General features: G+C 71.2%; 23 protein-coding genes. 9 read left to right on the top strand and 14 right to left on the bottom strand.

All coding sequences use genetic code 11. The annotated features are described in order from the left end of the window. Nucleotides 1–165 precede the first annotated feature (165 nt). Both ABD817_RS11755 and ABD817_RS11750 read left to right on the top strand, forming a co-directional pair. Nucleotides 166–948, top strand: coding sequence for an SDR family NAD(P)-dependent oxidoreductase (locus tag ABD817_RS11755; RefSeq protein ID WP_344917853.1), 783 nt, complete (start codon nt 166–168; stop codon nt 946–948). A gap of 252 nt (nt 949–1,200) precedes the next feature. Then, the gene (locus tag ABD817_RS11750; RefSeq protein ID WP_344917852.1) at nt 1,201–1,935 is read left to right on the top strand and encodes a hypothetical protein; all 735 of its coding nucleotides are present in this window, start codon (nt 1,201–1,203) and stop codon (nt 1,933–1,935) included. A gap of 213 nt (nt 1,936–2,148) precedes the next feature. Here ABD817_RS11750 and ABD817_RS11745 read toward each other — a convergent pair whose 3' ends face one another. The 4 genes from ABD817_RS11745 to ABD817_RS11730 form a co-directional block, all read right to left on the bottom strand. Further along, nucleotides 2,149–2,712, bottom strand: coding sequence for a DUF1707 SHOCT-like domain-containing protein (locus ABD817_RS11745; RefSeq protein WP_344917851.1), 564 nt, complete (start codon nt 2,710–2,712; stop codon nt 2,149–2,151). Further along, entirely contained in the window at nt 2,709–3,512 is an 804-nt protein-coding gene (locus tag ABD817_RS11740) for an ABC transporter permease (protein ID WP_344917850.1), read from the bottom strand. Before ABD817_RS11740 ends, ABD817_RS11745 begins: the two co-directional genes overlap by 4 nt. Then, on the bottom strand, nt 3,509–4,480 hold the full coding sequence (locus ABD817_RS11735; protein WP_344917849.1) for an ATP-binding cassette domain-containing protein: 972 nt from the start codon (nt 4,478–4,480) through the stop codon (nt 3,509–3,511). Before ABD817_RS11735 ends, ABD817_RS11740 begins: the two co-directional genes overlap by 4 nt. Nucleotides 4,481–4,575: 95 nt before the next feature. After that, nucleotides 4,576–5,124, bottom strand: a complete 549-nt coding sequence (locus ABD817_RS11730; protein ID WP_344917848.1) for an EXLDI protein — start codon at nt 5,122–5,124, stop codon at nt 4,576–4,578. Nucleotides 5,125–5,562: 438 nt separating this feature from the next. Here ABD817_RS11730 and ABD817_RS11725 point away from each other — a divergent pair, with 438 nt between their 5' ends. Then, nucleotides 5,563–6,720: a glycosyltransferase 87 family protein gene (locus tag ABD817_RS11725; RefSeq protein ID WP_344917847.1), complete on the top strand. Its 1,158-nt coding sequence runs from the start codon at nt 5,563–5,565 to the stop codon at nt 6,718–6,720. 111 nt (nt 6,721–6,831) lie between these two features. Here ABD817_RS11725 and ABD817_RS11720 read toward each other — a convergent pair whose 3' ends face one another. After that, entirely contained in the window at nt 6,832–7,284 is a 453-nt protein-coding gene (locus ABD817_RS11720; protein ID WP_344917846.1) for a hypothetical protein, read from the bottom strand. A 120-nt stretch (nt 7,285–7,404) separates the two neighbouring features. Then, nucleotides 7,405–8,091 carry a TetR/AcrR family transcriptional regulator gene (locus tag ABD817_RS11715; RefSeq protein WP_344917845.1) on the bottom strand — a complete coding sequence of 229 codons (687 nt, stop codon included), beginning with the start codon at nt 8,089–8,091 and terminating at the stop codon, nt 7,405–7,407. Nucleotides 8,092–8,196: 105 nt separating this feature from the next. Here ABD817_RS11715 and ABD817_RS11710 point away from each other — a divergent pair, with 105 nt between their 5' ends. After that, nucleotides 8,197–9,126, top strand: a complete 930-nt coding sequence (locus tag ABD817_RS11710; RefSeq protein ID WP_344917844.1) for an SDR family oxidoreductase — start codon at nt 8,197–8,199, stop codon at nt 9,124–9,126. Nucleotides 9,127–9,154: 28 nt separating this feature from the next. Here ABD817_RS11710 and ABD817_RS11705 read toward each other — a convergent pair whose 3' ends face one another. The 5 genes from ABD817_RS11705 to ABD817_RS11685 form a co-directional block, all read right to left on the bottom strand. Then, complete coding sequence (locus ABD817_RS11705) at nt 9,155–10,144, bottom strand: LacI family DNA-binding transcriptional regulator (protein WP_425583320.1); 990 nt, start codon at nt 10,142–10,144, stop codon at nt 9,155–9,157. A gap of 288 nt (nt 10,145–10,432) precedes the next feature. After that, nucleotides 10,433–11,239, bottom strand: coding sequence for an IclR family transcriptional regulator (locus tag ABD817_RS11700; RefSeq protein ID WP_344917843.1), 807 nt, complete (start codon nt 11,237–11,239; stop codon nt 10,433–10,435). Continuing rightward, nucleotides 11,223–11,654, bottom strand: coding sequence for a 4-carboxymuconolactone decarboxylase (gene pcaC / locus ABD817_RS11695; protein ID WP_344917841.1), 432 nt, complete (start codon nt 11,652–11,654; stop codon nt 11,223–11,225). The genes ABD817_RS11700 and pcaC overlap by 17 nt, the downstream gene beginning before the upstream one ends. Continuing rightward, on the bottom strand, nt 11,651–13,039 hold the full coding sequence (gene pcaB, locus ABD817_RS11690; RefSeq protein ID WP_344917840.1) for a 3-carboxy-cis,cis-muconate cycloisomerase: 1,389 nt from the start codon (nt 13,037–13,039) through the stop codon (nt 11,651–11,653). Before pcaB ends, pcaC begins: the two co-directional genes overlap by 4 nt. Nucleotides 13,040–13,068: 29 nt before the next feature. Continuing rightward, nucleotides 13,069–14,250 (bottom strand): thiolase family protein, encoded by a 1,182-nt coding sequence (locus tag ABD817_RS11685; protein ID WP_344917839.1) that lies wholly within the window; start codon nt 14,248–14,250, stop codon nt 13,069–13,071. 457 nt (nt 14,251–14,707) lie between these two features. Here ABD817_RS11685 and ABD817_RS11680 point away from each other — a divergent pair, with 457 nt between their 5' ends. From ABD817_RS11680 to ABD817_RS11665, 4 genes are all read left to right on the top strand, one after another. Then, nucleotides 14,708–14,845, top strand: coding sequence for a hypothetical protein (locus tag ABD817_RS11680; protein ID WP_344917838.1), 138 nt, complete (start codon nt 14,708–14,710; stop codon nt 14,843–14,845). Next, nucleotides 14,842–16,302, top strand: a complete 1,461-nt coding sequence (locus ABD817_RS11675) for a benzaldehyde dehydrogenase (RefSeq protein WP_344917837.1) — start codon at nt 14,842–14,844, stop codon at nt 16,300–16,302. The genes ABD817_RS11680 and ABD817_RS11675 overlap by 4 nt, the downstream gene beginning before the upstream one ends. Nucleotides 16,303–16,568: 266 nt before the next feature. Continuing rightward, a complete protein-coding gene (locus tag ABD817_RS11670; protein WP_344918102.1) occupies nt 16,569–17,777 on the top strand; it encodes a CynX/NimT family MFS transporter in 1,209 nt (402 codons plus the stop codon). A 176-nt stretch (nt 17,778–17,953) separates the two neighbouring features. Next, nucleotides 17,954–19,051, top strand: a complete 1,098-nt coding sequence (locus tag ABD817_RS11665; RefSeq protein WP_344917835.1) for a glycerophosphodiester phosphodiesterase — start codon at nt 17,954–17,956, stop codon at nt 19,049–19,051. A gap of 246 nt (nt 19,052–19,297) precedes the next feature. On the opposite strand, the gene ABD817_RS11660 is transcribed toward ABD817_RS11665, so the two are convergent. Beyond that, nucleotides 19,298–20,029, bottom strand: a complete 732-nt coding sequence (locus ABD817_RS11660) for an HAD family hydrolase (RefSeq protein WP_344917834.1) — start codon at nt 20,027–20,029, stop codon at nt 19,298–19,300. Nucleotides 20,030–20,111: 82 nt separating this feature from the next. Between ABD817_RS11660 and ABD817_RS11655 the strand changes: the two genes are divergently transcribed. Further along, the gene (locus ABD817_RS11655; RefSeq protein ID WP_344917833.1) at nt 20,112–20,252 is read left to right on the top strand and encodes a hypothetical protein; all 141 of its coding nucleotides are present in this window, start codon (nt 20,112–20,114) and stop codon (nt 20,250–20,252) included. A gap of 92 nt (nt 20,253–20,344) precedes the next feature. Here ABD817_RS11655 and ABD817_RS11650 read toward each other — a convergent pair whose 3' ends face one another. Both ABD817_RS11650 and ABD817_RS11645 read right to left on the bottom strand, forming a co-directional pair. Further along, on the bottom strand, nt 20,345–20,863 hold the full coding sequence (locus ABD817_RS11650) for a cysteine dioxygenase (RefSeq protein ID WP_344917832.1): 519 nt from the start codon (nt 20,861–20,863) through the stop codon (nt 20,345–20,347). Between the two features lie 148 nt (nt 20,864–21,011). Then, the gene (locus ABD817_RS11645) at nt 21,012–22,004 is read right to left on the bottom strand and encodes an amidohydrolase family protein (RefSeq protein WP_344917831.1); all 993 of its coding nucleotides are present in this window, start codon (nt 22,002–22,004) and stop codon (nt 21,012–21,014) included. Nucleotides 22,005–22,066 lie beyond the last annotated feature (62 nt).

The raw sequence follows: 22,066 nt of genomic DNA, 5'->3' as shown, positions 1-22,066 counted from the left end.
CGGTAAGGGACGACCACGCCCGCCGCGTCGGGCCGCCGACGGTTCCCGGGCTTCAGGAAACGGTCTGCCAGGGGGCTGACCTGGCCTGATGCCTGTCCGGCGGCGTGTGTTCCCGTCCCGTGGGTAGTTAACGACAAGCATGTTCTGAAAAAGGGGATCGTTTTCATGGCACGCATTCTGATCACCGGCTCCACCGACGGCCTCGGGCTCATGGCCGCCCGGCTGCTGGCTCACGACGGCCACGGAGTCACCCTGCACGCGCGCAACGACACCCGCGCCGGTGACGCGCGCGACGCGCTGCCGGAGGCGGAGGCCGTCCTCATCGGCGACCTGACCACCATCGAGGGAATGCGGTCCGTGGCCGTCCAGGCGAACAAGCTCGATCGCTACGACGCGGTCATCCACAACGCCGCCGTCGGATACCGGGAGCCGAGCAGGATCGAGACCGCCGACGGCCTGGCCCACGTCTTCGCGGTCAACGTGCTCGCCCCGTACCTGCTCACGGCACTCATCACCCCGCCCGCCCGGCTGGTCTACCTGAGCTCCGGAATGCATCGCGGCGGAGACCCCAGGCTGGACGACCTCCAGTGGACCGCCCGGACCTGGGACGGTTCGCGGGCGTACGCCGACAGCAAGCTGCTGGACGTCGTCCTGGCGTTCGCCGTCGCCCGCCGGTGGCCGGACGTGCTGTCCAACGCGCTCGAACCCGGCTGGGTCCCGACGAAGATGGGGGGTCCGGGCGCGCCCGACGATCTCTCCCTGGGGCCCGTGACGCAGGCGTGGCTGGCCACGAGCCAGGACCCCGAGGCCACCGTGACCGGCGGCTACTTCCATCACCAGGAACCGTGCTTCGCCCATCCCGCCGCGCGGTCGTCCGAGACGCAGGACGGCCTCCTGGACGAGTGCGCCAAGCTGACCGGCGTCCAGCTCCCGTCGCACGCGACGTGAGCGCGTCGGCGCGGACGGGGCCCGTCTCCATTCCCGCGACGGTCGCTCGCGCTCTCCTCGGCCGGTTCTCACGCGGCTCCACGGCTTGGCGTCCTTTGAAAACACGCGGTCCCACGACCTGGCGTCCTTTGAAAGGATGCGACTTGACGGCTTGGCGTCCCTGACCTGGTGTCCCGTGAAAGCGCGTGGCTTCACGGTCCTGGCGTCCCTTGAAGGGCTGAACCGGACGAGGCCCGCCGACGTCTCATCATCATGCGACCGGTTGTCCCCCCGCTTCTGCTTCCGCTTCTCCTCGCGCTGACCGCCTGCGGCGCGCCCGCGACCGCGGCTCGAAGCGCGGGCGCGTCGGCCGCCCCCGCTTCCGCCCTGACCCCGGTTCCGGCCCCGATGAGGACGGAGTCGGGATCCGAGTGTTCTCCGGCCCCCTCCAGGAAGCTGAACGTCAAACTGCTCCGGCAGACCACCTTCGACTACGACCCCCTCAACTCCCCGGAGGAACTCGCGGCGAAGATGCCGCTGGTCGTCGCGGGAACCGTCAAGGACTTCCTGCCGGGACCGGTCGTCGAGGAAGGGATCCCCGGCGACCGTACGCACCACGTGCTGATGCCGGTGCGGGTGACCGAGCGATTCAAGGGGCGGTCCGCCGCCGTGGTCTACGTGAAATTCTTCCAGGGCGGCATATGGAAGAAGCAGACCCCGGTTCACTCGGTGGCCGACTTCCGGAGGGGAGTGCCCAAGGGCACCAGGGTTCTGCTGTTCGTCTCCCAGAACACCCGGGAGGAGTGGCCTACGATCAAGGACCGCGCCGCTCTTCCGGCCGGGACGCCGATCTACACGACCCATCCGCAGGGGGCGCTCCTCGGCAGTGGCCTGAAGGTGATCGGGGGCATGGAGGAGATCAATCCGGCCTCCCGCTGGGCCGATCCCTGCGGCCTGGACGGCATCGTCACGCGGCTACGCGCCGCCGGGTATCGCGGTGGTCCCTGAACTCGGCTTTCGTGTCACGGGGAACCTCGGCTCCCCGGTTTCTTGGAGCCGGAGGCCCAAGGGGTTGACCAGGGGGTCGCCCGGCGTGGTGCGGTGGTGATCGTGCGCGACGGCGCAGGCAGGTGGAAACGCTCCCTGTGTCCGGCCGGTCGCTCACGATGCCTCCCATGACCTCTCGTGACCTTGCTCTCCCCCGGTCGGCGAGGGGTGCCCTCAGCGACGGAGGCCGAACCACCTGCGCGGGGTGCGGACGCGCACGCCGCCGTAGCCGAGCTCTCCGGTGATCCGAACGTGCAGCCTGCCCGGACGTGCGCGGCCGGGCGCCGCGCAGATCACGCTGCCCCATGAGGTGCGGACCCCGTCGGCGTTCGCGGTCGCGCCGGGCGGCAGGACGATCGCGGCGGAGCCGTAGGCGAGCCGGAGCTCGATGTCGATCTCCTGATGCCGGACGACGGCCCGGGACAGGTCGAGCCGCACCCCGCCGTACTCGGACTCGACGCGCAGCAGGCGCGGGACCTGCCAGTCGCCCGAGCGCCTGATGCGTCCGCCCGTGAGTGTCAGCTGGACCACGTCATCCAGGTCGTCCGGGTCGTCCGGCAGGTCGGCGACCGTCGGCAGCAGGTCGCCGTGGGACGTCGCCGTGAGCGCGCGTTCGAGCCGCTCCTCCATCTCGCCGGGGCCGAGGCGCCCGTCGGCGAACGCCTGCTGGAGCCGTCGCACGACCCTGTCGCGTTCTCCGTCGGAGACGCGTGTCCACGGTTCCGCGTGCGCCGTCACTGACTGACCGCCCTTTTGTACAGCCGGATGGACAGGGGGACGAACACGACCAGGAGCAGTGCCGACCAGAGCAGCGTCGCCGCCACCGCGTGCTGGAGCGGCCAGGCATCGGGCACCGGCATGGCCGCGTTGGTGTTGCCGAAGAGTTCGCGGGCGGCCTGGACGACCGTGGAGACGGGGTTCCACTCGGCGACGACCCGCAGCGGTCCGGGCAGGCGGGTGCTGTCGACGAAGGCGTTGGACAGGAAGACCAGCGGCATCGACACGATGGTGGCGATGTTGTTGAAGACCTCGGGCTTGCGCAGGGCCAGCGCGACGGTCGCGGTCACCCACGAGAACGCGTACGCGAACAGCAGGAGCAACAGGAAGCCCAGCACGGCCCGGTACGGTTCCGAGTGGATGCGCCAGCCGACGGCCAGCCCGACGAGGGTCATCGCGACGACGCTGCTCACGTTCATGAGGACGTCGCTGGAGGTCTGGCCGGTCAGCACCGCCGACGGGGACATGGGCAGCGTACGGAGCCGGTCGAAGATGCCCTTCTGCAGGTCCAGGGTGAGCGTGTAGCCGGTGATCTGCGCGCTCGTCACGATCGTCTGAACGAAGATCCCGGGAATCATGTACTCCTGGTACGACATGCCCGGCAGGCTCATCATGCTGCCGAAGACGTACGCGAACAGCAGCACGAACACGATCGGGAGGATGATCACGCCGCCCAGCAGGTCGGGTGCTCGCCTGATCTTGAGGACGTTGCGCCTGGTGATCGTCATGCCGTCGGAGACGGCCATCTGGAGGGCGTTCATCGGACGGGCTCCTTCGTCGTGGTGGGCTCCCCGGCCTGGTGTCCGGTGAGGGTGAGGAACACCTCGTCCAGCGTCGGCCGCCGCAGTCCGGCGTCGCGTACGGCGACACGTTCGGCGGCCAGGTGGCCCAGGGCCGTGGTGAGCGAGGCCGTGCCGTCGCCGACCGGGATCGTCAGCCGGAGCGCGGCGTCGTCGGTCCGCATCTCCCCCACGGCCAGCGGGGCCAGGGTGCGCCGTACGACGTCCAGGTCGGCGGCGCTGGTCATGGTCAGCTCGACGCGGTCGCCGCCGACCTGGTCCTTGAGCTCGTCGGCGGTGCCGAGCGCGATCACACGGCCGTGGTCGACCACCGCGATCGTCCTGGCCAGCCGGTCGGCCTCCTCCAGGTACTGCGTGGTGAGCAGCACGGTGGTGCCGTCGGCGACGAGCTCGGAGATGGTGTCCCACAGGCCCGCGCGGGCTCGGGGGTCGAGGCCGGTGGTGGGCTCGTCGAGGAAGAGCACCGGCGGATCGGCGACCAGCGCTCCGGCCAGGTCGAGGCGGCGTCGCATGCCGCCGGAGTACCCCTGTACGGGGCGGTCGGCCGCCTCGGTCAGGTCGAAGCGTTCCAGCAGCTCGCGGGCCCGCTGCCTGCTGCGCTTGACGCCGAGGTGGTAGAGGCGGCCGACCATCTCCAGGTTCTCGGCACCGGTGAGGTGGTCGTCGACGGCGGCGTACTGGCCGGAGGCGCCGATGTGGGCGCGCAACCGGTGCGCGTCGGCGACGACGTCGAACCCGGCGACCGTGGCGCGGCCGGAGTCCGGTTTCAGGAGGGTGGTGAGGACCCGCACGGTCGTGGTCTTGCCCGCGCCGTTGGGGCCGAGCAGGCCGAACACCGTGCCCTGGGGGACGGAGAGGTCCAACCCGTCGAGGGCGACGACGTCGCCGTACTTCTTGACCAGCCCTTCGGCGGTGATCGCGGGGGGCATGTGGCTTTCTCCTTCGTTCGTACCGGGGGGATGAGGGCGTGACGGGGTAGCGGGCGGTCGCCTGTCGACCGTCCGGTTGTGTTCCTGGGATGGAGTTAGATGTCGAGGTCCTCCACGACGGGGCGTTCGGCCATGTCGGCGATCAGGTCGTAGAACTCGTCCGGGATCCTGCCGCGCAGCTCCTGGAAGGTGTTCACGACCTCAAGCGTGGCCTCGCCCTGAACGAAGCCCCAGCTTGAGTCGGCCAGGCCGAGATAGCTCCGCCACGCGCCGCGAGAGAGGAGACCCTCCAGCCAGTTGTCGGACCCCGACGTAAGGCTGTCCGTCCAGTCGGGCGAGCGGTCCACGTGCAGGACGTATTTGTTCTTCCGGGAGCGGTAGACCCGGAACATCTCCACGCGGCTGCCCGTCGTGCGTCCCCACTCACCGAGCAGCACCCCGGAGAAGCGCTGCTTGCGGCCCGTGCCGCCCTGGCCGACCTGCACGACGATCTCTTCGTAGCCCTCCTGGCGGCCCTCCTCCATCTCGACGTAGCGTCGCAACGCCACGCTGATCGCCGTCGACAGCTTGCCTCCGGCGATTTCCTGCGCCCGCTGGAACAGGGGCAGATCGTCGTCCGAGACGTAGATCGTTTTATTGGGCATCGTTCCATCCTCATCCCGTATACGTATAAGCCTACGTATAGATTGAGACGCACGGCAAGGCTCTTCTGGAATTTCGCGTTATGTCGCGACTTCTCGCCAGCCAGCCAGCCAGCCAGCTAGCCAGCTAGCCGGCCGGTCGCCGCCCGGCCGGGCCGCTCCGGGGGGATCGCCACCGCCCACCATGACAAGCTCTGCGCCCGCCTACGGGAAGCGGGGCCGCCCGTCACCGGGAGGGAAGGCGCTCCCGCCTGATCACACCAGGCCCCTGACCGGCGAACGGCCGGCCCAGGTGAGGCGCGACAAGCTTTGGACAAGCCGGCGTGACTAGCGTGTGCCACAGCTACGTCGGGAGCCGCCATGTCTTCTTCGGTGTCAGCCGGTCCGCGAATTCGTTTGGGCAGGAGAGCTGGTAGCTCCCTCCACATAGCGTGCGGAGTATTGATCGCGTTGAGTGGCGCGCTGGCGGCCTTCGTCGTCAACGTGGTCTACGCGGAGGGCTGGGTTGATCTGGAGGTCTACCGGGAAGGTGGAGTGGCGGTACTGCAGCGTACTTCCCTTTATGACGTGGTCGTGGGTAAGTATTCGCTGCAGTTCACCTACTCGCCGTTCGCGGCATTGCTGTTCACGCCTCTCGCCTGGGTTGACATGGAGATTGCCATCGCCCTCTGGGTGATGATCTCCATCCTCGCCCTTGAGGTGTTGATATGGCTTCTCGTCGGCCGTGTCGCAGTGAAGAGCGGTAGTCGTCGGGCCACTTACACGTTGTTGGCTTTTATCGCGATACTTCCCCTATACCCGGTGATGCTGACGCTGTGGAACGGGCAGATAGGCATTATTCTGCTGCTGGCGATAGTCGTGGATCTGACGCACGGCAAAGGAAAATGGTGCGGCATAGTAACAGGCATTGTCGCCGGTATCAAACTCACCCCACTGATATTCATCCCCTATCTTCTCATCACGCGTCGCTTCCGAGCCGCCCTCATGGCCGGCCTCGGTTTTCTCGGCACCGTGGCCATCGGATTTCTGCTGCTGCCGGCAGACTCGCGTGATTACTGGGGTGGTAAGTTTTTCGACACGCAACGGGTGATCACCGATCCGGAAACGAATTATTTCAATCAATCAATTCGCGGCGTGCTTTTTCTCATGCCCGGCTCCTGGTCCACCACACCTCTCTGGCTCGCCCTGTGCGCGGTAGTTGGCGCGGGTGGGCTTCTGGTCGCCGCATGGACCGCGAAGAAGGCGGGCGAGCTTGCCGGAGTCACCGCCTGTGCCATCGTGGGGCTGCTTGTCTCACCCGTTTCCTGGCCGCACCACTGGGTCTGGTGCATACCGCTCCTCGTGCTCTGGGCATATCGCGCCCAGCGCTTGGACGCCACGCTTGAGAAGGTGGGCGTGGGGTTCTTGTGGTTCATCTTTCTGCTGCCTGGATATATCACTCTGGCGACACTTTTCATATATCCATCCCACGCTGGAATGTGGCTGACGCCACTGATGGGCAGTTACGTGCTCAGCGGATTGCTGACACTGCTGGTGCTCGCGTTTTATTTGGGCCGGAGTGATCGGCGGCGAAGAAAGCTCGCGTCGGGCGGCGACTAGAAAGACGACCAGAAACCTTCGACGGTCAGGACCATATGGCCGGACCCCGGCGTGAGCCGGCAGCCGGTCGTCGCATCCGAAGATGATCGCGGACGATGGGGCGTGGCCAGGTCAGGGGCGTGTCAGGCGGTCGTAGGCCGCAGCGGCCGTCAGGCCGTAAGCCAGGTGCGGGACGATGTCCGACACCCACGACGACGCGTTCCAGTCGCGCGGGTCGGTCAGGCGGAGCGCGATGAGAGGGGCGACGCTCGCGGTCATCGCCGCCGCCGACAGCCCCAGGGCGGCGAGCGGCAGCGGAACGCGCCGGTCTCCGGCGAGCAGGCCGTACAGCCCGCCGGCTCCCAGGCCCGTCGCGTACCCGAGCAGCGCGCCCAGGCCCTCGCGCCTGCTGTCGGCGGCCTCCCCCGAGCCGAGGTCGGCACCGGCACGCTCGGCCAGCCTGCCCGCCGCCTGGGCCGGTAGCCCGCTCGCGGACCGGCCGCGTACGACCATGTCCAGGTAACCGGCGACGTCCAGCGCGGTGGTGCCCGCCGCGCCAGCGAGGATTCCCGCCGTCAGGCTCACGACCCCCGCCTCTCCGCCGGTGCTGTGTCGGCGATGAGGTCGGTATGCCCGTCGTCGCCACGGCCAATCCCGTGCTGACGTGCGCCTTCGAGGGGTCGCGACGGGGAACGGCGGTCCGGGCTACCCTTCGCGTCGGTGCGACGAGCGGGCGAGCAGGCCGGTGATCACGACTTCGAGGGTCTCGCGGAGGGCCGTGGTGAAGTCCAGCCGCATGGCGGCCAGTGACGGGTCGGCCTCGTAGGCGGCCAGCATCGCGGCCGCCGGGCGTGAGTGGGTCCATACGGCTCCGGTCACCATGACGGTGGCGGCGGCGAGCCTCATCGCGTCGTGCTCGCCCAGCTCGCGGAGGTGCTCGCCGACCAACCGGCCCAGGGTGGTGGCGTTGGCGACGGCGGCGCGCTTGTACTGCGCGGCGACCTGCGGGGAGACGTTGTGCTCCAGCACCGCGGCCTGGGCGGCGGCCAGGTCACACAGGACCGGGCGGTCCGCCAGCGTGGCCGCGAGCGTCGCGGCCACCTGGTCGCCGCGCTCGTACGGCGTGCCGGTGCCGACCTCGGCGGCGAGAGCGCCGTCGAGCCGCTCCAGCCATTCCCGTGAGGCGACGTCGAGCAGTTCGAGCAGCACGGCCTCGCGGGACTCGAAGTAGCGCAGCACGTTCGACTTGGCCAGGCCGACGCGACGGCTCAGCTCGTTGAGGCTTACCTGTGCCACCGGCATCTCGGTCAGCATCGCGGCCGCGGTGTCCAGGATCGCCCGCCTGCGCACCGCGCGCTGCTCCTCGCTGCGCGCGCGTTGGAACGTCGTCATCCCCGCAGTCTACAGACCGGCGGTCCCTTGTTAAGAGACCGGCAGTCTGCTAGCTTTCATGCCAACAGACCGCCAGTCTTTAAGCGAGATCCCAAGGAGTTCGCCATGTACGCCGTCCCCGACCAGAGCGGGAAGTTCGCCGTCGTCACCGGCGCCAACAGCGGCACGGGCAAGGAGGCCGCCCGGCGCCTCGCCGACGCCGGGGCGCGGGTCGTGATGGCCGTCCGCACGGTCGCCAAGGGCGAGCGGGCCCGCGCCGAGATCCTGGCCCGGCACCCGCACGCCCGGCTTGAGGTGCGCAGGATCGACCTGGCCGACCTGGCCTCGGTCAAGGAGTTCGCCGACGGGATCATCGCCGAGGGCACCCCCCTGGACCTGCTGGTCAACAACGCCGGGGTGATGGCCCCGCCCACCCGCATGACCACGGCCGACGGCTTCGAGCTGCAGTTCGGCAGCAACTACCTCGGCCCCTTCGCGCTGACGGTCCGGCTCCTGCCGACCGTGCTCGCCGCCGAGGCGCCGAGGGTGGCCACCATGAGCAGTGGTACGGCCAACTTCGGCCGGATCCACTTCGAGGACCTTCAGCGCGAGCGCCGCTACAGCCCCACCCTCGCCTACGCCCAGTCCAAGCTCGCCGACCTCATGCTGACCCGGCACCTCGCGGCCCTCGCCGTCCAGCGGAACTGGAACCTGCTGAGCACCGCCGCCCACCCCGGCTTCACCCGCACGAACCTGCAGACGGCGGGCGCGACCCTCGGCCGCGACAGGCCGTCGCGCCTGCACAAACTTCTCAACAACGCCAACCTCCTGCCCTCGCAGGACGTCGAGCCGGGCACCGAGCCGCTGCTGTACGCGGCGACCAGCCCCGACGCCGTCGCGGGCGGCTACTACGGCCCCGGCGGGCGGTTCGGCCTGGTCGGCCCCACCGTCACCGCCCGGGTGCCCCGCAGGGCCCTGGACCCCGTGGTCAACGCCCGGCTGTGGGCCGAGGCCGAGCGCCTCACCGGCGTCACCCTGGCCACCCACGTCGCCTGAGCGCACGAAGCGATCGTCCGGAAAGCGGTCACGGCGGGAGTTCTCCCGACCCGCGGGGGATGAGCCGGGTCGGCAGCTCGATCCGTTCGGGAGAGCCGAGGTCGCCGGAGAGGCGGCGGAAGAGCAGTTCGGCGGCGGTCGCGCCGAGCCGGACCGGGTCCTGGGCCACCACGGTCACGCCGGGATCGAGCAGGTCGGCCAGTTCGAAGTCGTCGAAGCCCACCAGGGCGAGGCGGCGTCCCGTGCGCAGCGCGGCCACGGTGATCCGGCCGTTGCCGGTGAACACCGCCGTGGGCGGGTCGTCGCCGGAGAGCATCCGGATCAGGGCGAGGCCGGCTTGCCGGGCCGGGCCGGTCGCGACCAGGGAGGTGTCGAAGGGCAGGCCCGCCTCCCCGAGGGCGCGACGGTAACCGCGCAGGCGCTCACCCGAGGTGAAGATGGACGCGCTGTCGCCGACGAAGGCGACCCGGCGGTGGCCGTGCCGGATCAGGTGGGAGACCCCCGCGTACGCGCCTCCGGCGTTGTCGCAGAGCACCGTGTCGGCGTCCGGCCCGCCCGGCCGGTCGGCGAAGACGGCGGCGATGCCCGCGTCGAGCTCGGGCCGCAGGTAGTCGTGGTCGGTCCCGGCGGGCACGATGATCAGGCCGTCGACCCCGCGGGAGCAGAAGGTGAGGACCAGTTCCCGCTCGCGCCGGGGATCCTCCCCCGAGGAGCCGCTGAGCACCAGCGAGCCGTGCCGGAGCGCCACGTCCTCGACCGCGCGGCTGAGCCCCGCGTAGAAGGGGTCGGCCACGTCCTCGATCACCAGGCCGATGCTCGCGGTCCTGCCCTGGCGCAGCACGCGGGCGCTCTCGTTGCGCCGGTAGCCGAGTCGCTCGATGGCGGTCGTGACCCGCTCGGCGGTGGCGAGGGTGACCCCCGGCTCGCCGTTGACGACCCGGGAGACGGTCTTCAGCGCCACCCCGGCCGCCGACGCGACGTCCTTCATGGTGGGACGTCCCCGCGAACTCTCTGTCACGGCCCGATCATCGCCCAGGTTCGGCGCGTTGACAACGTTGTCATCAAGGTAGTGTGCCAGGGATCGGCGGGCGACCGGCATGGCGGAGATGTGGTCGGCGTCCCGGCCACCGGTACCGCGGGCCGGGCTCGGCACGTTCTCACGGGGCGACGGGTGACGGTGGTGAGGAAGTGTGCCAGGGATCGGCGGGCGACCGGCATGGCGGAGATGTGGTCGGCGTCCCGGCCACCGGTACCGCGGGCCGGGCTCGGCACGTTCTCACGGGGCGACGGGTGACGGTGGTGAGGATCAGCGGGGGGACAGGGCACTGCCCTTGACGCCCGACGCGTGCAGGTCGGCCTCCACCCGCGCCGCGGTGGCGAGCAGCGGCGGGAGCAGGTGGCGGCGGGCGGACTCCGGGGTCGTACGGCTCGCGTGGGAGGAGATGTTGATCGCGGCGGTCACCCGCCCCGAGCGTTCCCTGACGGGGACGGCGATCGAGCGCAGGCCCTCCTCCAGCTCCTGGTCGACCATGGCCCAGCCCTGGGCGCGGACCCTGTCGAGCTCGGTCCTGAGGGCGGCCGGGGAGGTGACCGTCCTGGGGGTGAACCGGTGGAGCTCGACCTCCGCGAGGTAGGCGTCGAGGTCGCCGGGCGGCAGCCAGGCCAGCAACACCCTGCCCATCGAGGTGCAGTGGGCCGGGAACCGGGTGCCGATGTTGATGGTCACCCGCATGATCCTGCTGGTCGCCACCCGGGCCACGTAGACGACGTCCTCGCCGTCGAGCACCGCCACCGACGCCGACTCGTGCACCTCGGCGACGAGGCGTTCGAGGTGCGGCTCGGCCACCTCGGGCAGCGAGAGACTGGACAGGTAGGCGTACCCGAGATCCAGGACGCGGGGGGAGAGCGCGAACAGCCGCCCGTCGGTCCTGACGTAGCCGAGATCGACGAGCGTCAGCAGGAACCGCCGGGCCGCGGCCCTGGTCAGGCCGGTCGCGCGGGCCACCTCGCTGAGCGTCAGCTCGGGGCTCGTCGCGCTGAACGCCTTGATCACCGAGAGCCCGCGTGCCAGCGACTGCACATGGTCCGAGCCCCGGTCAATCGGTTCGATCATCCCCGCCCTCCTCGTTCCGCTCGAACTCTAGCGCCGCCCGTGCCACCGCGAACGCCCGGTTGGCGGCGGGCACGCCCGCGTAGATCGCGGTCTGCAGGAGCACCTCCTTGATCTCCTCCTCGGTCAGGCCGACGCGGAGCGCCGCCCTCACGTGCAGGGCCAGCTCGTGCTCGTGCCCCAGCGCGGTGAGCACGGCCAGCGTGACGCAGCTGCGGGTACGCCGGTCCAGGCCGGGGCGGGTCCAGATCTCACCCCACGCGTACCTGGTGATGAACTCCTGGAAGTCCGCGGTGAACGGGGTGGTGGTCGCGACGGCGCGGTCCACGTGCTCGTCGCCGAGTACGGCCCGGCGCGTCGCGTCCCCGGCCTCCCAGGTGCTCGTGCGGCTCGCGTCCTCGGTGTTTCGTTCGCTCATGAACCGGCTCCCGTGAAGTTCTCGTGGGCGGCGAGCGCCCGGTCGACGAAGGTGGCGGCGGAGCCGAGGGCGCCCGCCGGGTCGAGGGCCGCGTCGATCTCCTCTATGGTCAGGGAGACGCCGGGATCGGCGAGCAGGACCTCCCGCAGCTCCGAGCCGCCTTCGACGGCGCGGGCGCAGGCGGCGTCCACCAGCCGCCGGGCCTCCGGGGTGCCTCCGAGCCGTACGACGACCTGCTCGGCCATGAGCAGCCCTCGGGTCGCCCCGAGATTGGCGCGCATCCTGGCGGTGTCCACGGTCAGGCCCTCCAGCACCTCGCGGAGCCAGGAGGCGGCGCTGCCGGTGAGCCGGAGCAGCTCGCCCAGCGTCTCCCACTCGGCCTGCCACGGGCCCGCCGCGCGCTCGTGCTCCTGGACCATGCCGTCCAGGATCGAGGCGACCAGGCCGGGGACGCGCTGGACGCAGGCGAGCACGGACATCGAGCCCACCGGGTTGCGCTTGTGCGGCATCGCGCTGGAGGTGCCCCGGCCGGGCCCCGCCGGTTCGGCGACCTCCGCCACCTCGGTCTGGGCGAGCAGCTTCACGTCGTTCGCCGTCTTGCCCAGCGTCCCGGCGGCGGTGCCGAGCGCGCAGGCCAGCCGGGCCACCGGGGTCCGGTCGGTGTGCCAGGGGAGGACCGGGTCGGTCAGTCCCAGCCCGGCCGCGAGGAGGGGTGGCACCTCGTGGCCCCGCTCGCCGAGGACCGACAGCGTACCGGCCGCCCCGCCGTACTGGACCGGCAGCGGCACCTCCGCCAGCCCGGCCCGCGCGCGGTCAAGCGCGCTCAGCCAGCCCGCCGCCTTCAACCCGAACGTGACGGGTACGGCGTGCTGCAGCACGGTGCGCCCGGCCATGACGGTGCCGCGGTGCTCGGACGCCAGCCGCGCGCAGGCGTCCGCGCAGGCGGACAGGTCGGCCAGGACCGGTGCCAGGGCGCGGCGGGCGACCAGCATGGCGGCGGTGTCGTTGATGTCCTGGCTGGTGGCGCCGTAGTGGACGAAACGCCGCAGGCCGGGCTCGACCCGTTCCCGCAGGGCGGCGACCAGCGGGATGACGGGGTTGCCGGTCCGCGCGGCTCTTTCGCCCAGCTCGGCGATGTCGTAGAGCCCGGGGCGGCAGGCCTCTGCCAGCGCGGCGGGCACCTCGGCGGGGACCAGGCCGAGCCCGGCCTGCGCGCCGGACAGCGCGGCCTCGACGTCCAGCATGGCGGCCAGCCACGCGACGTCCGACACCTCCGCCGAGGCCCCGCCCCTGGCGAACATCCCGGAGAACAGACCGGGGACTGGACCGGGGACTGGGCTGGGGGCTGGGCCGGGGAACGGGCCGCCGGTCGCGGGAGAGGTCATGTCCACCTCCGGGTGGTTCGGACGGCCGCTCAGGAGCCGGTTCCCTCAAGGACGACGGCGAGCCCCTGGCCCACGCCGACGCAGATGGCGGCCAGGCCGTACCCGCCGCCCCGGTGGTGCAGCTCGTGGGCGAGGGTACCGAGGACGCGCGCCCCCGAGGAGCCGAGGGGGTGGCCGAGGGCGATGGCGCCGCCGTTGACGTTGACGATCTCGGGGTCGAGGTCGGGCCACTCGGCGAGGCACGCCAGCGACTGGGCGGCGAACGCCTCGTTGAGCTCGACCACGCTCAGGTCGGACCAGCCGATGCCCGCCCGTCCGAGGGCCGTACGGGCCGCGTCGACCGGTCCGATGCCGAACAGGTGCGGCTCCACGCCGATCACCGCGCGGGAGACGATCCTGGCCAGCGGGGCCAGCCCGGACCGGGCGGCTCCCGCCTCGTCGCCGACGAGCAGCGCGGCGGCGCCGTCGTTGAGGGGGGAGGCGTTTCCCGCGGTGACGGTGCCGTCGGGGCGGAAGACCGGTTTCAGAGCGGCCAGGGACTCCTCGGTCGCGTCGGCCCTGACGGACTCGTCGTGGCCGAGGGCGTCGAGCGGGACCACCTCGCGGTCGAAGACGCCGCGCTCCCAGGCCGCCGCCGCGCGCCGGTGGCTGCGCAGCGCGAACCGGTCCTGGGCCTCGCGGCCGATGGCGTAGCGGTCGGCGAGGATCTCGGTGGCCTCGCCCAGGGTGACCGTCCACTCGGCGGGCATCCGGGGGTTGACCATGCGCCAGCCGAGGGCCGTGTCGTGCAGGGTCCGCTCACCCCGGTCGAAGCCCCGGGCGGGCTTGGGCATCACCCACGGCGCCCGGCTCATCGACTCGGAACCTCCGGCGACCACCAGGGACGCGTCACCCACGGCCACCGCGCGGGAGGCGGCGATCGCCGCCTCCAGGCCGGAGCCGCACAGCCGGTTGAGGGTCGTGCCGGGCACCGTCACCGGCAGTCCGGCCAGGAGCACGGCCATCCGCGCGACGTCCCGGTTGTCCTCGCCCGCGCCGTTGGCGGCGCCGAAGAAGACGTCCTCGATCGCGGCGGGGTCGAGGGCGGGGGCCCGGCCGGCCAGCGCGCGGACGACGTGCGCGGCGAGGTCGTCGGGGCGGACGCCCGACAGTGCCCCGCCGTACCGGCCGATGGGGGTGCGGACCGCGTCGAGGATGTAGACGTCGTTCACGATCGGGGACTCCTGTCCGCGGGGTGGTCGGGTGTCGCGGTCGCGGGGGACACCGGTGCCGGGTGGTGCGCGGCCCAACCGGCGCCTCGCGCCTCACGCGGGGTTCATCTCTCATGGGAGCTCCCGGGGGCGAGGTGGGCGGGATCCTCCGTCGCCACGTCGTCGCGCCCGGCGTGGGCCGCCGTCTCGGCGAGCGTCTCGGCGAGCGGATCCGTCATGGTCATCGCGTCCTCTTCGGGGGTTCTCGCCATCCGGGTCGGCATTTGTTCGCTATGTGAACGAATGTTCTTTAAAGGACGATATCGACCCGCTGTCCAGATGGTCAATTCGGTGATCAACACTCCTTGACACGCTTGACATCGGCGGCGTACCTTCCGCGATACGCCTTGTTCGTTCAGAGAATCATTGTTCACATAACGAACACCACCCTCTCGCTTCTTCCCCTCGGGAGGTTTCCGTGCGCCGTCCCACCACCGTCCTGGTCGGCTTCCCGGCCGGCACGGTCGCGCTCTCCCCGCCCGCCACCCGCTCCCTGCCGCGCTTCGCCGACCCGCGCGGTCACCTGTACGCCACCATGACAGAGGAGACACGATGACGCTCATGGACGCCAGGACGTGGGCCGGGCAGGTCTTCGGGAACGGCTGGTTCACCTCGCGCGCGGGCGACGTGGCCGTGGTCGAACCCGCCACCGGCGCGGAACTCGGCCGGGTCGGCGTGGCCAGGGCCGAGGACGTGGCGGCGGCGGCCGTGCGCGCCGTACGGGCACAGCGGGAGTGGGCGGCGACCTCGTTCGAGGAGCGGGCGGCCGTGCTGCGGCGGGCCGGGCGGCTGTTCGAGGAGCACGCGGAGGAGATCCAGGACTGGCTGGTCCGCGAGGCCGGGTCGATCCGTCCCAAGGCGGGCGTGGAGACGCACGTCGCCGCCCAGGAGTGCCACGAGGCCGCCGCGCTGGCGTCCCAGCCGCTGGGGGAGATCCTGCCGACCGTCAAGCGGCGGCTCAGCCTGGCCCGGCGCGTACCCGCCGGGGTGGTCGGCGTGATCTCCCCGTTCAACTTCCCGCTCGTCCTCGCCATCCGCTCGGTCGCCCCGGCGCTCGCCCTGGGGAACGCGGTGATCCTCAAGCCCGACTCGCGGACCGCCGTCTCCGGAGGTGTCGCCGTCGCCCGCGTCTTCGAGGAGGCGGGACTGCCGTACGGCCTGCTCCACGTGCTGCCGGGAGGGGTGGCGGTGGGGCAGGCGCTGGTCGGCGACCCGCTGGTACGGGTGATCTCCTTCACCGGCTCGACCTCGGCGGGGCGCGCGGTCGGCGAGGCGTGCGGGCGGCTGCTCAAGCGGGTCCACCTGGAGCTCGGCGGCAACAGCGCGCTGATCGTCCTGGACGACGCCGACCTGGACCTCGCGGTCTCGGCGGGCGCGTGGGGCTCGTTCCTGCACCAGGGGCAGATCTGCATGACCACCGGACGCCACCTGGTGCACTCCTCGATCGCGGAGGAGTACGTGGCACGGCTCGCGGAGAAGGCCGACCACCTGCCGGTCGGCGACCCGGCGGGCGGGCAGGTCGCGCTCGGCCCGCTGATCGACGCCGGTCAGCGGGACAAGGTCCACGGCCTGGTCACCGCGAGCGTCGACGCCGGGGCGCGGCTGGCGGCGGGCGGCACCTACGAGGGACTCTTCTACCGGCCCACGGTCCTGGCCGACCTGCCCGCGCGCGCTCCCGCGTACGCCCAGGAGGTGTTCGGCCCGGTGGCGCCCGTCGTGCCGTTCTCCACGGTCGAGGAGGCCGCCGCGCTGGCGTCCGACAGCGAGTACGGCCTGTCGCTGGGTGTCCTGACGCGCGACGCGATGCGGGGCCTGGCGCTGGCCGACCTCGTTCCCACCGGGATCGTGCACATCAACGACCAGACGGTGGACGACGAGGCCGTGGCCCCGTTCGGCGGGGTCGGAGCGTCGGGGACCGGCTCTCGCTTCGGCGGGGGACGGGCCAACATCGAGGCCTTCACCGAGACTCGCTGGGTGACGATGCAAGGAAATATCGCGACATACCCTTTCTGATGGTTTGATCCCGGCGGAGCCGGGTGGGCGGGATCATGAGCCGGTGGCCCGTCCGGCGAGACCGGGTCGGCGGGTCGCCCGACAGGGCGGGGGCGTGCCCGGCGGGCTGCCGTCAGGGTCGTCCGGCGGGTCGCTGACCGGGTTGGGCCGTGTCCGGCGGACCGGCGGACGGACGGAGGGAACGCCACGTAACCTCTCCCGATGGCGCGCCGTGAGGCGTATGGGAGAGTTGGGCAGTGTCCGAGCGGGGAGGCAGTGTGTCGCGGATGTCGCGGATGTCGCGGGTGTTGCTCATCGCGGGATTCGTGCTCGCGGCGCTCAACCTGCGGCCCGCGCTGGCGGGTGTCTCCCCGGTGCTGGACGAGATCATGGACGATCTTGGGCTGAACGCCGCCGGGGGAGGGGCGATCACCACGGTCATGGTGGTCTGCCTGGGCGTCCTGGGCCCGCTCGCCCCCCTGCTCGCCCGCCGCTTCGGCCTGGACCGCACGCTCATGGCCGGGCTGCTGATCCTGGCCGCGGGCGTGGTGCTGCGCAGCACGGGAAGCGTCCCCGCCCTCTACGCGGGCGCCGCCGTCGCCGGTACGGCCATCGCCGTGATGAACGTCGCGATGCCCGGCGTGGTCAAGCAGCACTTCCCCACGCGGGTCGGGCCGCTCACCGCGACCTACGTCTCCGGCCTGGTGCTGGGCGCCGCCGTGGCGTCCGGCTCGGTGGTCCCGATCGAGCGGGCCACGGGGCTCGGCTGGCGCGAGGTGACCGCCATGACCGCGATCCCGGCACTGGCCGCGGCGGCGCTCTGGCTACCCCAGGCGCTGCGCCGCCCCGCCCGCCCCGAGGTCGCGCCCCGGCCGTTCGCCCTGCTGCTCCGCAGCCGGGTGACCTGGTACGTCACCGTCTACATGGGTGTGCAGTCGCTGACCTTCTACATCATGCTGGCCTGGATACCGACGATCTTCCAGGACGCGGGACTCCCCGCCGACCAGGCCGGATACATGCTCAGCCTCACCAGCCTGGCCCAGATGGCGGCCACGCTGACCGTTCCGGTGCTCGCGGGACGTGCCCGGTCGCAGGTGCCGTACGTCACCGCCGCGACCGTTCTCACGGTGGCCGGATATCTCGGCGTGCTGATCGCCCCCGCCGCCCTCCCGTGGCTCTGGATGATCGTCCTCGGGCTGGGGCAGGGCGCCTCGATCTCGCTGGCCCTGCTCATCATCACGCTCCGCGCGCCCGACCCGGTCTCGGTGACCGCGCTCTCGGCCGTCGCCCAGTCCGCCGGTTACACGTTGGCCGCGCTCGGGCCGCTCCTGATCGGGGTGCTCTACCAGCTCTCGGGCGGCTGGACGCTGCCACTGCTGGCCGGACTCGGCGCGTGCGCCGTGCAACTGGGGGCCGGGTTCCTCGCGGGACGCCCGGTCACGGCGGTCGGCGCGGACGAGCCACGCCCGGTCGAGGACTCGCCCTCCCTGGCCTGACGGGCGGTCCCCGCTCCCTCGCGTTCCCCTTCGAACGCCCCAGACGACATGGACGATCCGGACGGCGCCGCGTTCCCCTGCGAGACCCGTGCCCTTTATGAGTCGCTGCCTGCGTGACCCGCTTCCTTTGCGAGTCGTTGTTCCGCTGGTCATCTGGGCCTTCTACGGTCCTCAACATGATCCGTAGGCTTCTGGCCGCGGCGCTGGCGGTCCTCGCGACCGGTACCGTCGCCGTTGTGCTGCAACAACCCGAACCCGCGACCGCCGAACCCCGCGGCCGCGAACCCATCATCGTCGGCCACCGGGGCGCCAGCGCGCACCGGCCCGAGCACACCCTGCTCTCGTACGAGACCGCGATCGCGCTCGGCGCCGACTACATCGAGCCCGACCTGGTCTCGACGAAGGACCACGTGCTGGTGGCCAGGCACGAGAACGAGATCGGCGGCACCACGGACGTCGAGAGCCACCCCGAGTTCGCGGGGCGCCGGACGACCAAGACCATCGACGGCACCTCGATCACCGGCTGGTTCACCGAGGACTTCACGCTCGCCGAGCTGAAGACGCTCAGGGCCGAGGAGCGCATCCCCGACCTGCGTCCGGACAACACCGCCTTCAACGGCCTCGCGGAGATCCCGACCTTCGACGAGGTCGTCGCGCTCGCCAAGCGGAGCGGGGTCGGCGTCTACCCCGAGACCAAGCACCCCAGCTACTTCGACTCCATCGGGCTCTCCCTGGAGGAGCCGCTGCTCGACGTGCTCGGCCGCCACGGCTGGCGCGGGAGCCGGGACCCGGTCTTCATCCAGTCCTTCGAGACCGCCAACCTGCGTGAGCTGAGCAAGAAGACCAGGCTGCCGCTGGCCCAGCTGATCAACGCCGCGGGCGCCCCGTACGACTGGGTCGCCGCCGGAGACCCGCGCACCTACGACGCCATGGTCACCCCCGCGGGGCTCCGCGACGTGGCGAGCTACGCGGACGGCGTCGGCGTCGACACCAGGCGGATCGTGCCCGTCGGCCCCGACGGCCGCCTCCTGCAGCCCACCCCGCTCATCCGGGACGCCCACCGGGCCGGTCTGAAGGTCCACACCTGGACCATCAGGAACGAGAACTCGCAGCTCCCGGTGGACTTCCGGTTCGGGAACCCGGCGAGCGCGGCCTACCCGCGCGCCACCGGCAACGTGATGGGCTGGCTGGAGAAGCTCTACTCCCTCGGCGTCGACGGCGTCTTCGCCGACGACCCCGGCATGGCCAACGCCGTCAGGGAGCGCGTCTTCTAGCCTTTCCGGCTTGAGATCGCGGTTGGGATCTGCGCTGGTAGCGGGCTTTCCGGACGCGGGCGTGATGCCCGGCGCCGCCACCGTGACCAGCGCATGATCTCGCCGGTCGCCCGGATCGGGCCGAGGAGGATCACGGCGACCGGAACCAGCGGGATCAGGGTCCACATCGAGGCCGGGACGCTTCAAGGCGTTGACCCGGGTCGCTCACTTACGACGTCGCTCACTTACGACGGCCGTGAGAGCCGGTCAGGCGTTCGTGCGTGACAGGTGGTCGGGGAGGTCGGTGAGCCGTTCGATGCGGAGCACCGTCTCATCCGCCGTCGGCGATGGTCCACCGGTGACGAAGTCGACGCCGCGGTCCAGCCAGATGCCGGTGAGCCCGGCGAGGGCGGCTGCGTTCACATCGCTTTCCAGCATGTCGCCCACGTTGACCGCCCGCGCGGGGTCCGTCCGCATCCACCGGCAGGCGGTGGTGTAAGCGGCGGGCTTGGCCGCACCGAGCTCGGTCGGGGTCAGGACGGCTTCGAAGTATTCGCCGAGGCCGCAGCGGGCGAGTTTGGCGCGCTGCTGCTCGGGGTCCCCGTTGGTGAGGACGGCCAGACGCGGTCCTCGGGGAAGCTGTTTCAGGTTCTCCAGGCAGGGCTGGACATCGGGGTAACTCCGCCAGGACTCCTCGAACACGGTGAGATAGCGCTCGGTGATCCAGGCGTCCAGAAGGCCGGGACTTTCCGGAACCGGCTCCCCGAACACGGGCAGGAAGGAGCGGAGCCTGCGTCGGTGGTGTTCGGCGAAGGAACACTGACCGGCCAGGTATTCCCGCATGTGGCGCGCCTCCAGCGTCCACCACAACGTCACCAGTTCCTCCGGTGGAGCCGTCGCGTTCGGCGCGGCCCGGACGATCTCGCCGATCGTTTCCAAGACCGCGCTTCGGTGATCGACCAGGGTGCCGTCCAGATCGAAGAAAATCACGTCTGCCATAAAATGATCATCTCGTGGTGCCTGTCCCTGACGCCAGAAGGCAGGTATCGCGAGCTTTCTTTCGATCGAGGTGCTCGTCGGGGTGATCATCAGCCTGATCGCAGGTGTTCTGTCGACCGCGGGAGGGGCTGCCGTCTCTTCGGCCATCCTGCTGGGTGGCGCCGCCTTCGCGGGTGCGGTGACGCTCCTGCTCGCGATCTTCTACGCGCTCAAGCTGCTGTGACGAAGGCCTGAGTCCGCGACGAGGCACTCGGCCCGTACCGCCGCCGCACCCCGTTCACGGGTGCGGCGGCGAGGGCGGGGTGGCGGGAGGGGTCAGGCGACCCCGGCCATCTGCTCGGCGTCGTCCATGGGGCGCAGCTCGTCGGCGTAGCTGACCGAGACGCGGCGCATCACGCCGCTGTCGCTGATGGAGTACTGGCCCAGGCGCCACAGCGGCGGCGAGTACGCGTGGATCGAGACGCTGCCGTGCACCGCGCCGGTCAGCCTGTGGATGTGGTCGGGTCCGAAGGAGAAGGACTCGCCCTCCGAGACCACGGTCTCCAGGTGCTCGCCGCCGATGCGGGGGTTGCACTCCAGGAGCGTCCCGGCCACCACGCGGACCGCCCCGGAGGAGGTGTCGTGGTCGTGCCAGCCGGTGTCGTCCTCGGGCCGCCAGCACAGCAGCCAGATGTCCACGTGGGAGTCGCGGTAGAGGGAGGCGAAGTGGCGTCCGCCCTCCTCGGGGAACTCCACCTGCTCCTTCCACCGGGACGGGTCGGCGGCCAGCTCGTTGACCAGGTCGAGGAGCTCGCGCCGGTCGAGGGCGCGGGCTGGCAGGGCCTCGTAGCTCATGAGGTCCCACCGCCGAACGGCCCGGAGCCGGCGTTGTCCACTCGCCCGGCGTGACCGGCGCGGTCGGCGGGTCCGGCGGCTCGTACGCGCCGCGTGCTCGCGGCTCTCTTCGCCGGGAGCGCACAGCTCTCGCGGCCCTGGTACTGGTTCACTTGCGCGACTCCTTTCCGTTCAGCAGGCGGTTCGGGTTGGTGACCGCGATGGCGTGCCAGGCGGCGTCGCCGAGCGCGGGGTCCGGTGCGGTGGCGTAGGGCTGGTCGGAACCGCTCACCACGATGTCGACGCCGAGCTCTCGGACGATCGCGTCGATGGCGCGCGGGCCGTAGGAGGAGGTCTCCAGGAACAGGTCGGGATCGACCTGACCCCGGCCCTCGCCGCCCCGGTTGGCCAGGCGCTCGGAGTGGAGCGGGGCCAGTCCGGCGAGCAGCGAGAAGCAGACCCGCAGGCGGGGGTGGCGGGACCGTCCGAAAGCGGCGAAGGCGTACCACGCGGCGTGCATCTGCTGCACGTACGGCACGACGGCGGGCCACCAGCCGGGCCCCTCGGGCTCGGTGGCGGGACCGGGGTGTACGAAGAGCGGCAGGTCGCGCTCGGTGAGCACGTCGAGGAGCGGGGCGACCCTGGACAGACCCGCGGCGTCGCGCACGGCGGTCGCGGGCAGCTGGAGCCCGACGAGCCCCGGCCACACTCCTCGCGCGCCGTCCTCCGCGTCGCCGTCCTCCGCGTCGTTTCGTATGCCGTCTTTCGCGTCGTTCCCCGTACCGTCCCAGGCGCGGTTTCCCGCGTCGAGGGTCTTGGCGAGCCTGGCGGGATCGATCTCGCTGAGGCAGGTCGCCGCCCATGCGCCGAAGGGCGCGGGCAGGGCGAGGGCGTCCTCGTGGTAGGCGTCGATGATCGGCCAGGCGTCCCCGGGAGGCAGCGACTCGATGCCGAGCGGGCTGGACAGCGACACGAGGGCCAGGTCGAGGCCCGCGTTCAGCGCGAGGCGCCCGGTGAGGTCGTGGTCGGCGGGGTCGACCTCGTAGGCGGGTTCGCCGTCCAGGTGGAGGGTCCAGCCGTCGAGCCGGGGCGCGGTGGTGCGGCGTCTGAGCGCGTCCACGAACGCGGGCGTCCACAGATGCTGGTGAACGTCGACGGTCACGACGGATCTCCTCCTTTCACGTCTTCGAGGTATTCCCTACCTAGAATAGGGGTAAACGCCTC

It is taken from the genome of Streptosporangium oxazolinicum (genome assembly GCF_039537505.1).
GTDB lineage: Bacteria > Actinomycetota > Actinomycetes > Streptosporangiales > Streptosporangiaceae > Streptosporangium > Streptosporangium oxazolinicum.
This window is presented reverse-complemented; position numbering and strand designations above follow the sequence as displayed.

Coding starts and splice junctions, on each gene's coding strand:
- ABD817_RS11670 (WP_344918102.1), top strand. CDS start 16,569: ATGTCGCGGATGTCGCGGGTGTTGCTCATCGCGGGATTCGTGCTCGCG.
- ABD817_RS11710 (WP_344917844.1), top strand. CDS start 8,197: ATGTACGCCGTCCCCGACCAGAGCGGGAAGTTCGCCGTCGTCACCGGC.
- ABD817_RS11750 (WP_344917852.1), top strand. CDS start 1,201: ATGCGACCGGTTGTCCCCCCGCTTCTGCTTCCGCTTCTCCTCGCGCTG.
- ABD817_RS11740 (WP_344917850.1), bottom strand. CDS start 3,512: ATGAACGCCCTCCAGATGGCCGTCTCCGACGGCATGACGATCACCAGG.
- ABD817_RS11735 (WP_344917849.1), bottom strand. CDS start 4,480: ATGCCCCCCGCGATCACCGCCGAAGGGCTGGTCAAGAAGTACGGCGAC.
- ABD817_RS11650 (WP_344917832.1), bottom strand. CDS start 20,863: ATGAGCTACGAGGCCCTGCCAGCCCGCGCCCTCGACCGGCGCGAGCTC.
- ABD817_RS11665 (WP_344917835.1), top strand. CDS start 17,954: ATGATCCGTAGGCTTCTGGCCGCGGCGCTGGCGGTCCTCGCGACCGGT.
- ABD817_RS11715 (WP_344917845.1), bottom strand. CDS start 8,091: ATGACGACGTTCCAACGCGCGCGCAGCGAGGAGCAGCGCGCGGTGCGC.
- ABD817_RS11660 (WP_344917834.1), bottom strand. CDS start 20,029: ATGGCAGACGTGATTTTCTTCGATCTGGACGGCACCCTGGTCGATCAC.
- ABD817_RS11730 (WP_344917848.1), bottom strand. CDS start 5,124: ATGCCCAATAAAACGATCTACGTCTCGGACGACGATCTGCCCCTGTTC.
- pcaB (WP_344917840.1), bottom strand. CDS start 13,039: ATGACCTCTCCCGCGACCGGCGGCCCGTTCCCCGGCCCAGCCCCCAGC.
- ABD817_RS11675 (WP_344917837.1), top strand. CDS start 14,842: ATGACGCTCATGGACGCCAGGACGTGGGCCGGGCAGGTCTTCGGGAAC.
- ABD817_RS11755 (WP_344917853.1), top strand. CDS start 166: ATGGCACGCATTCTGATCACCGGCTCCACCGACGGCCTCGGGCTCATG.
- ABD817_RS11700 (WP_344917843.1), bottom strand. CDS start 11,239: ATGATCGAACCGATTGACCGGGGCTCGGACCATGTGCAGTCGCTGGCA.
- pcaC (WP_344917841.1), bottom strand. CDS start 11,654: ATGAGCGAACGAAACACCGAGGACGCGAGCCGCACGAGCACCTGGGAG.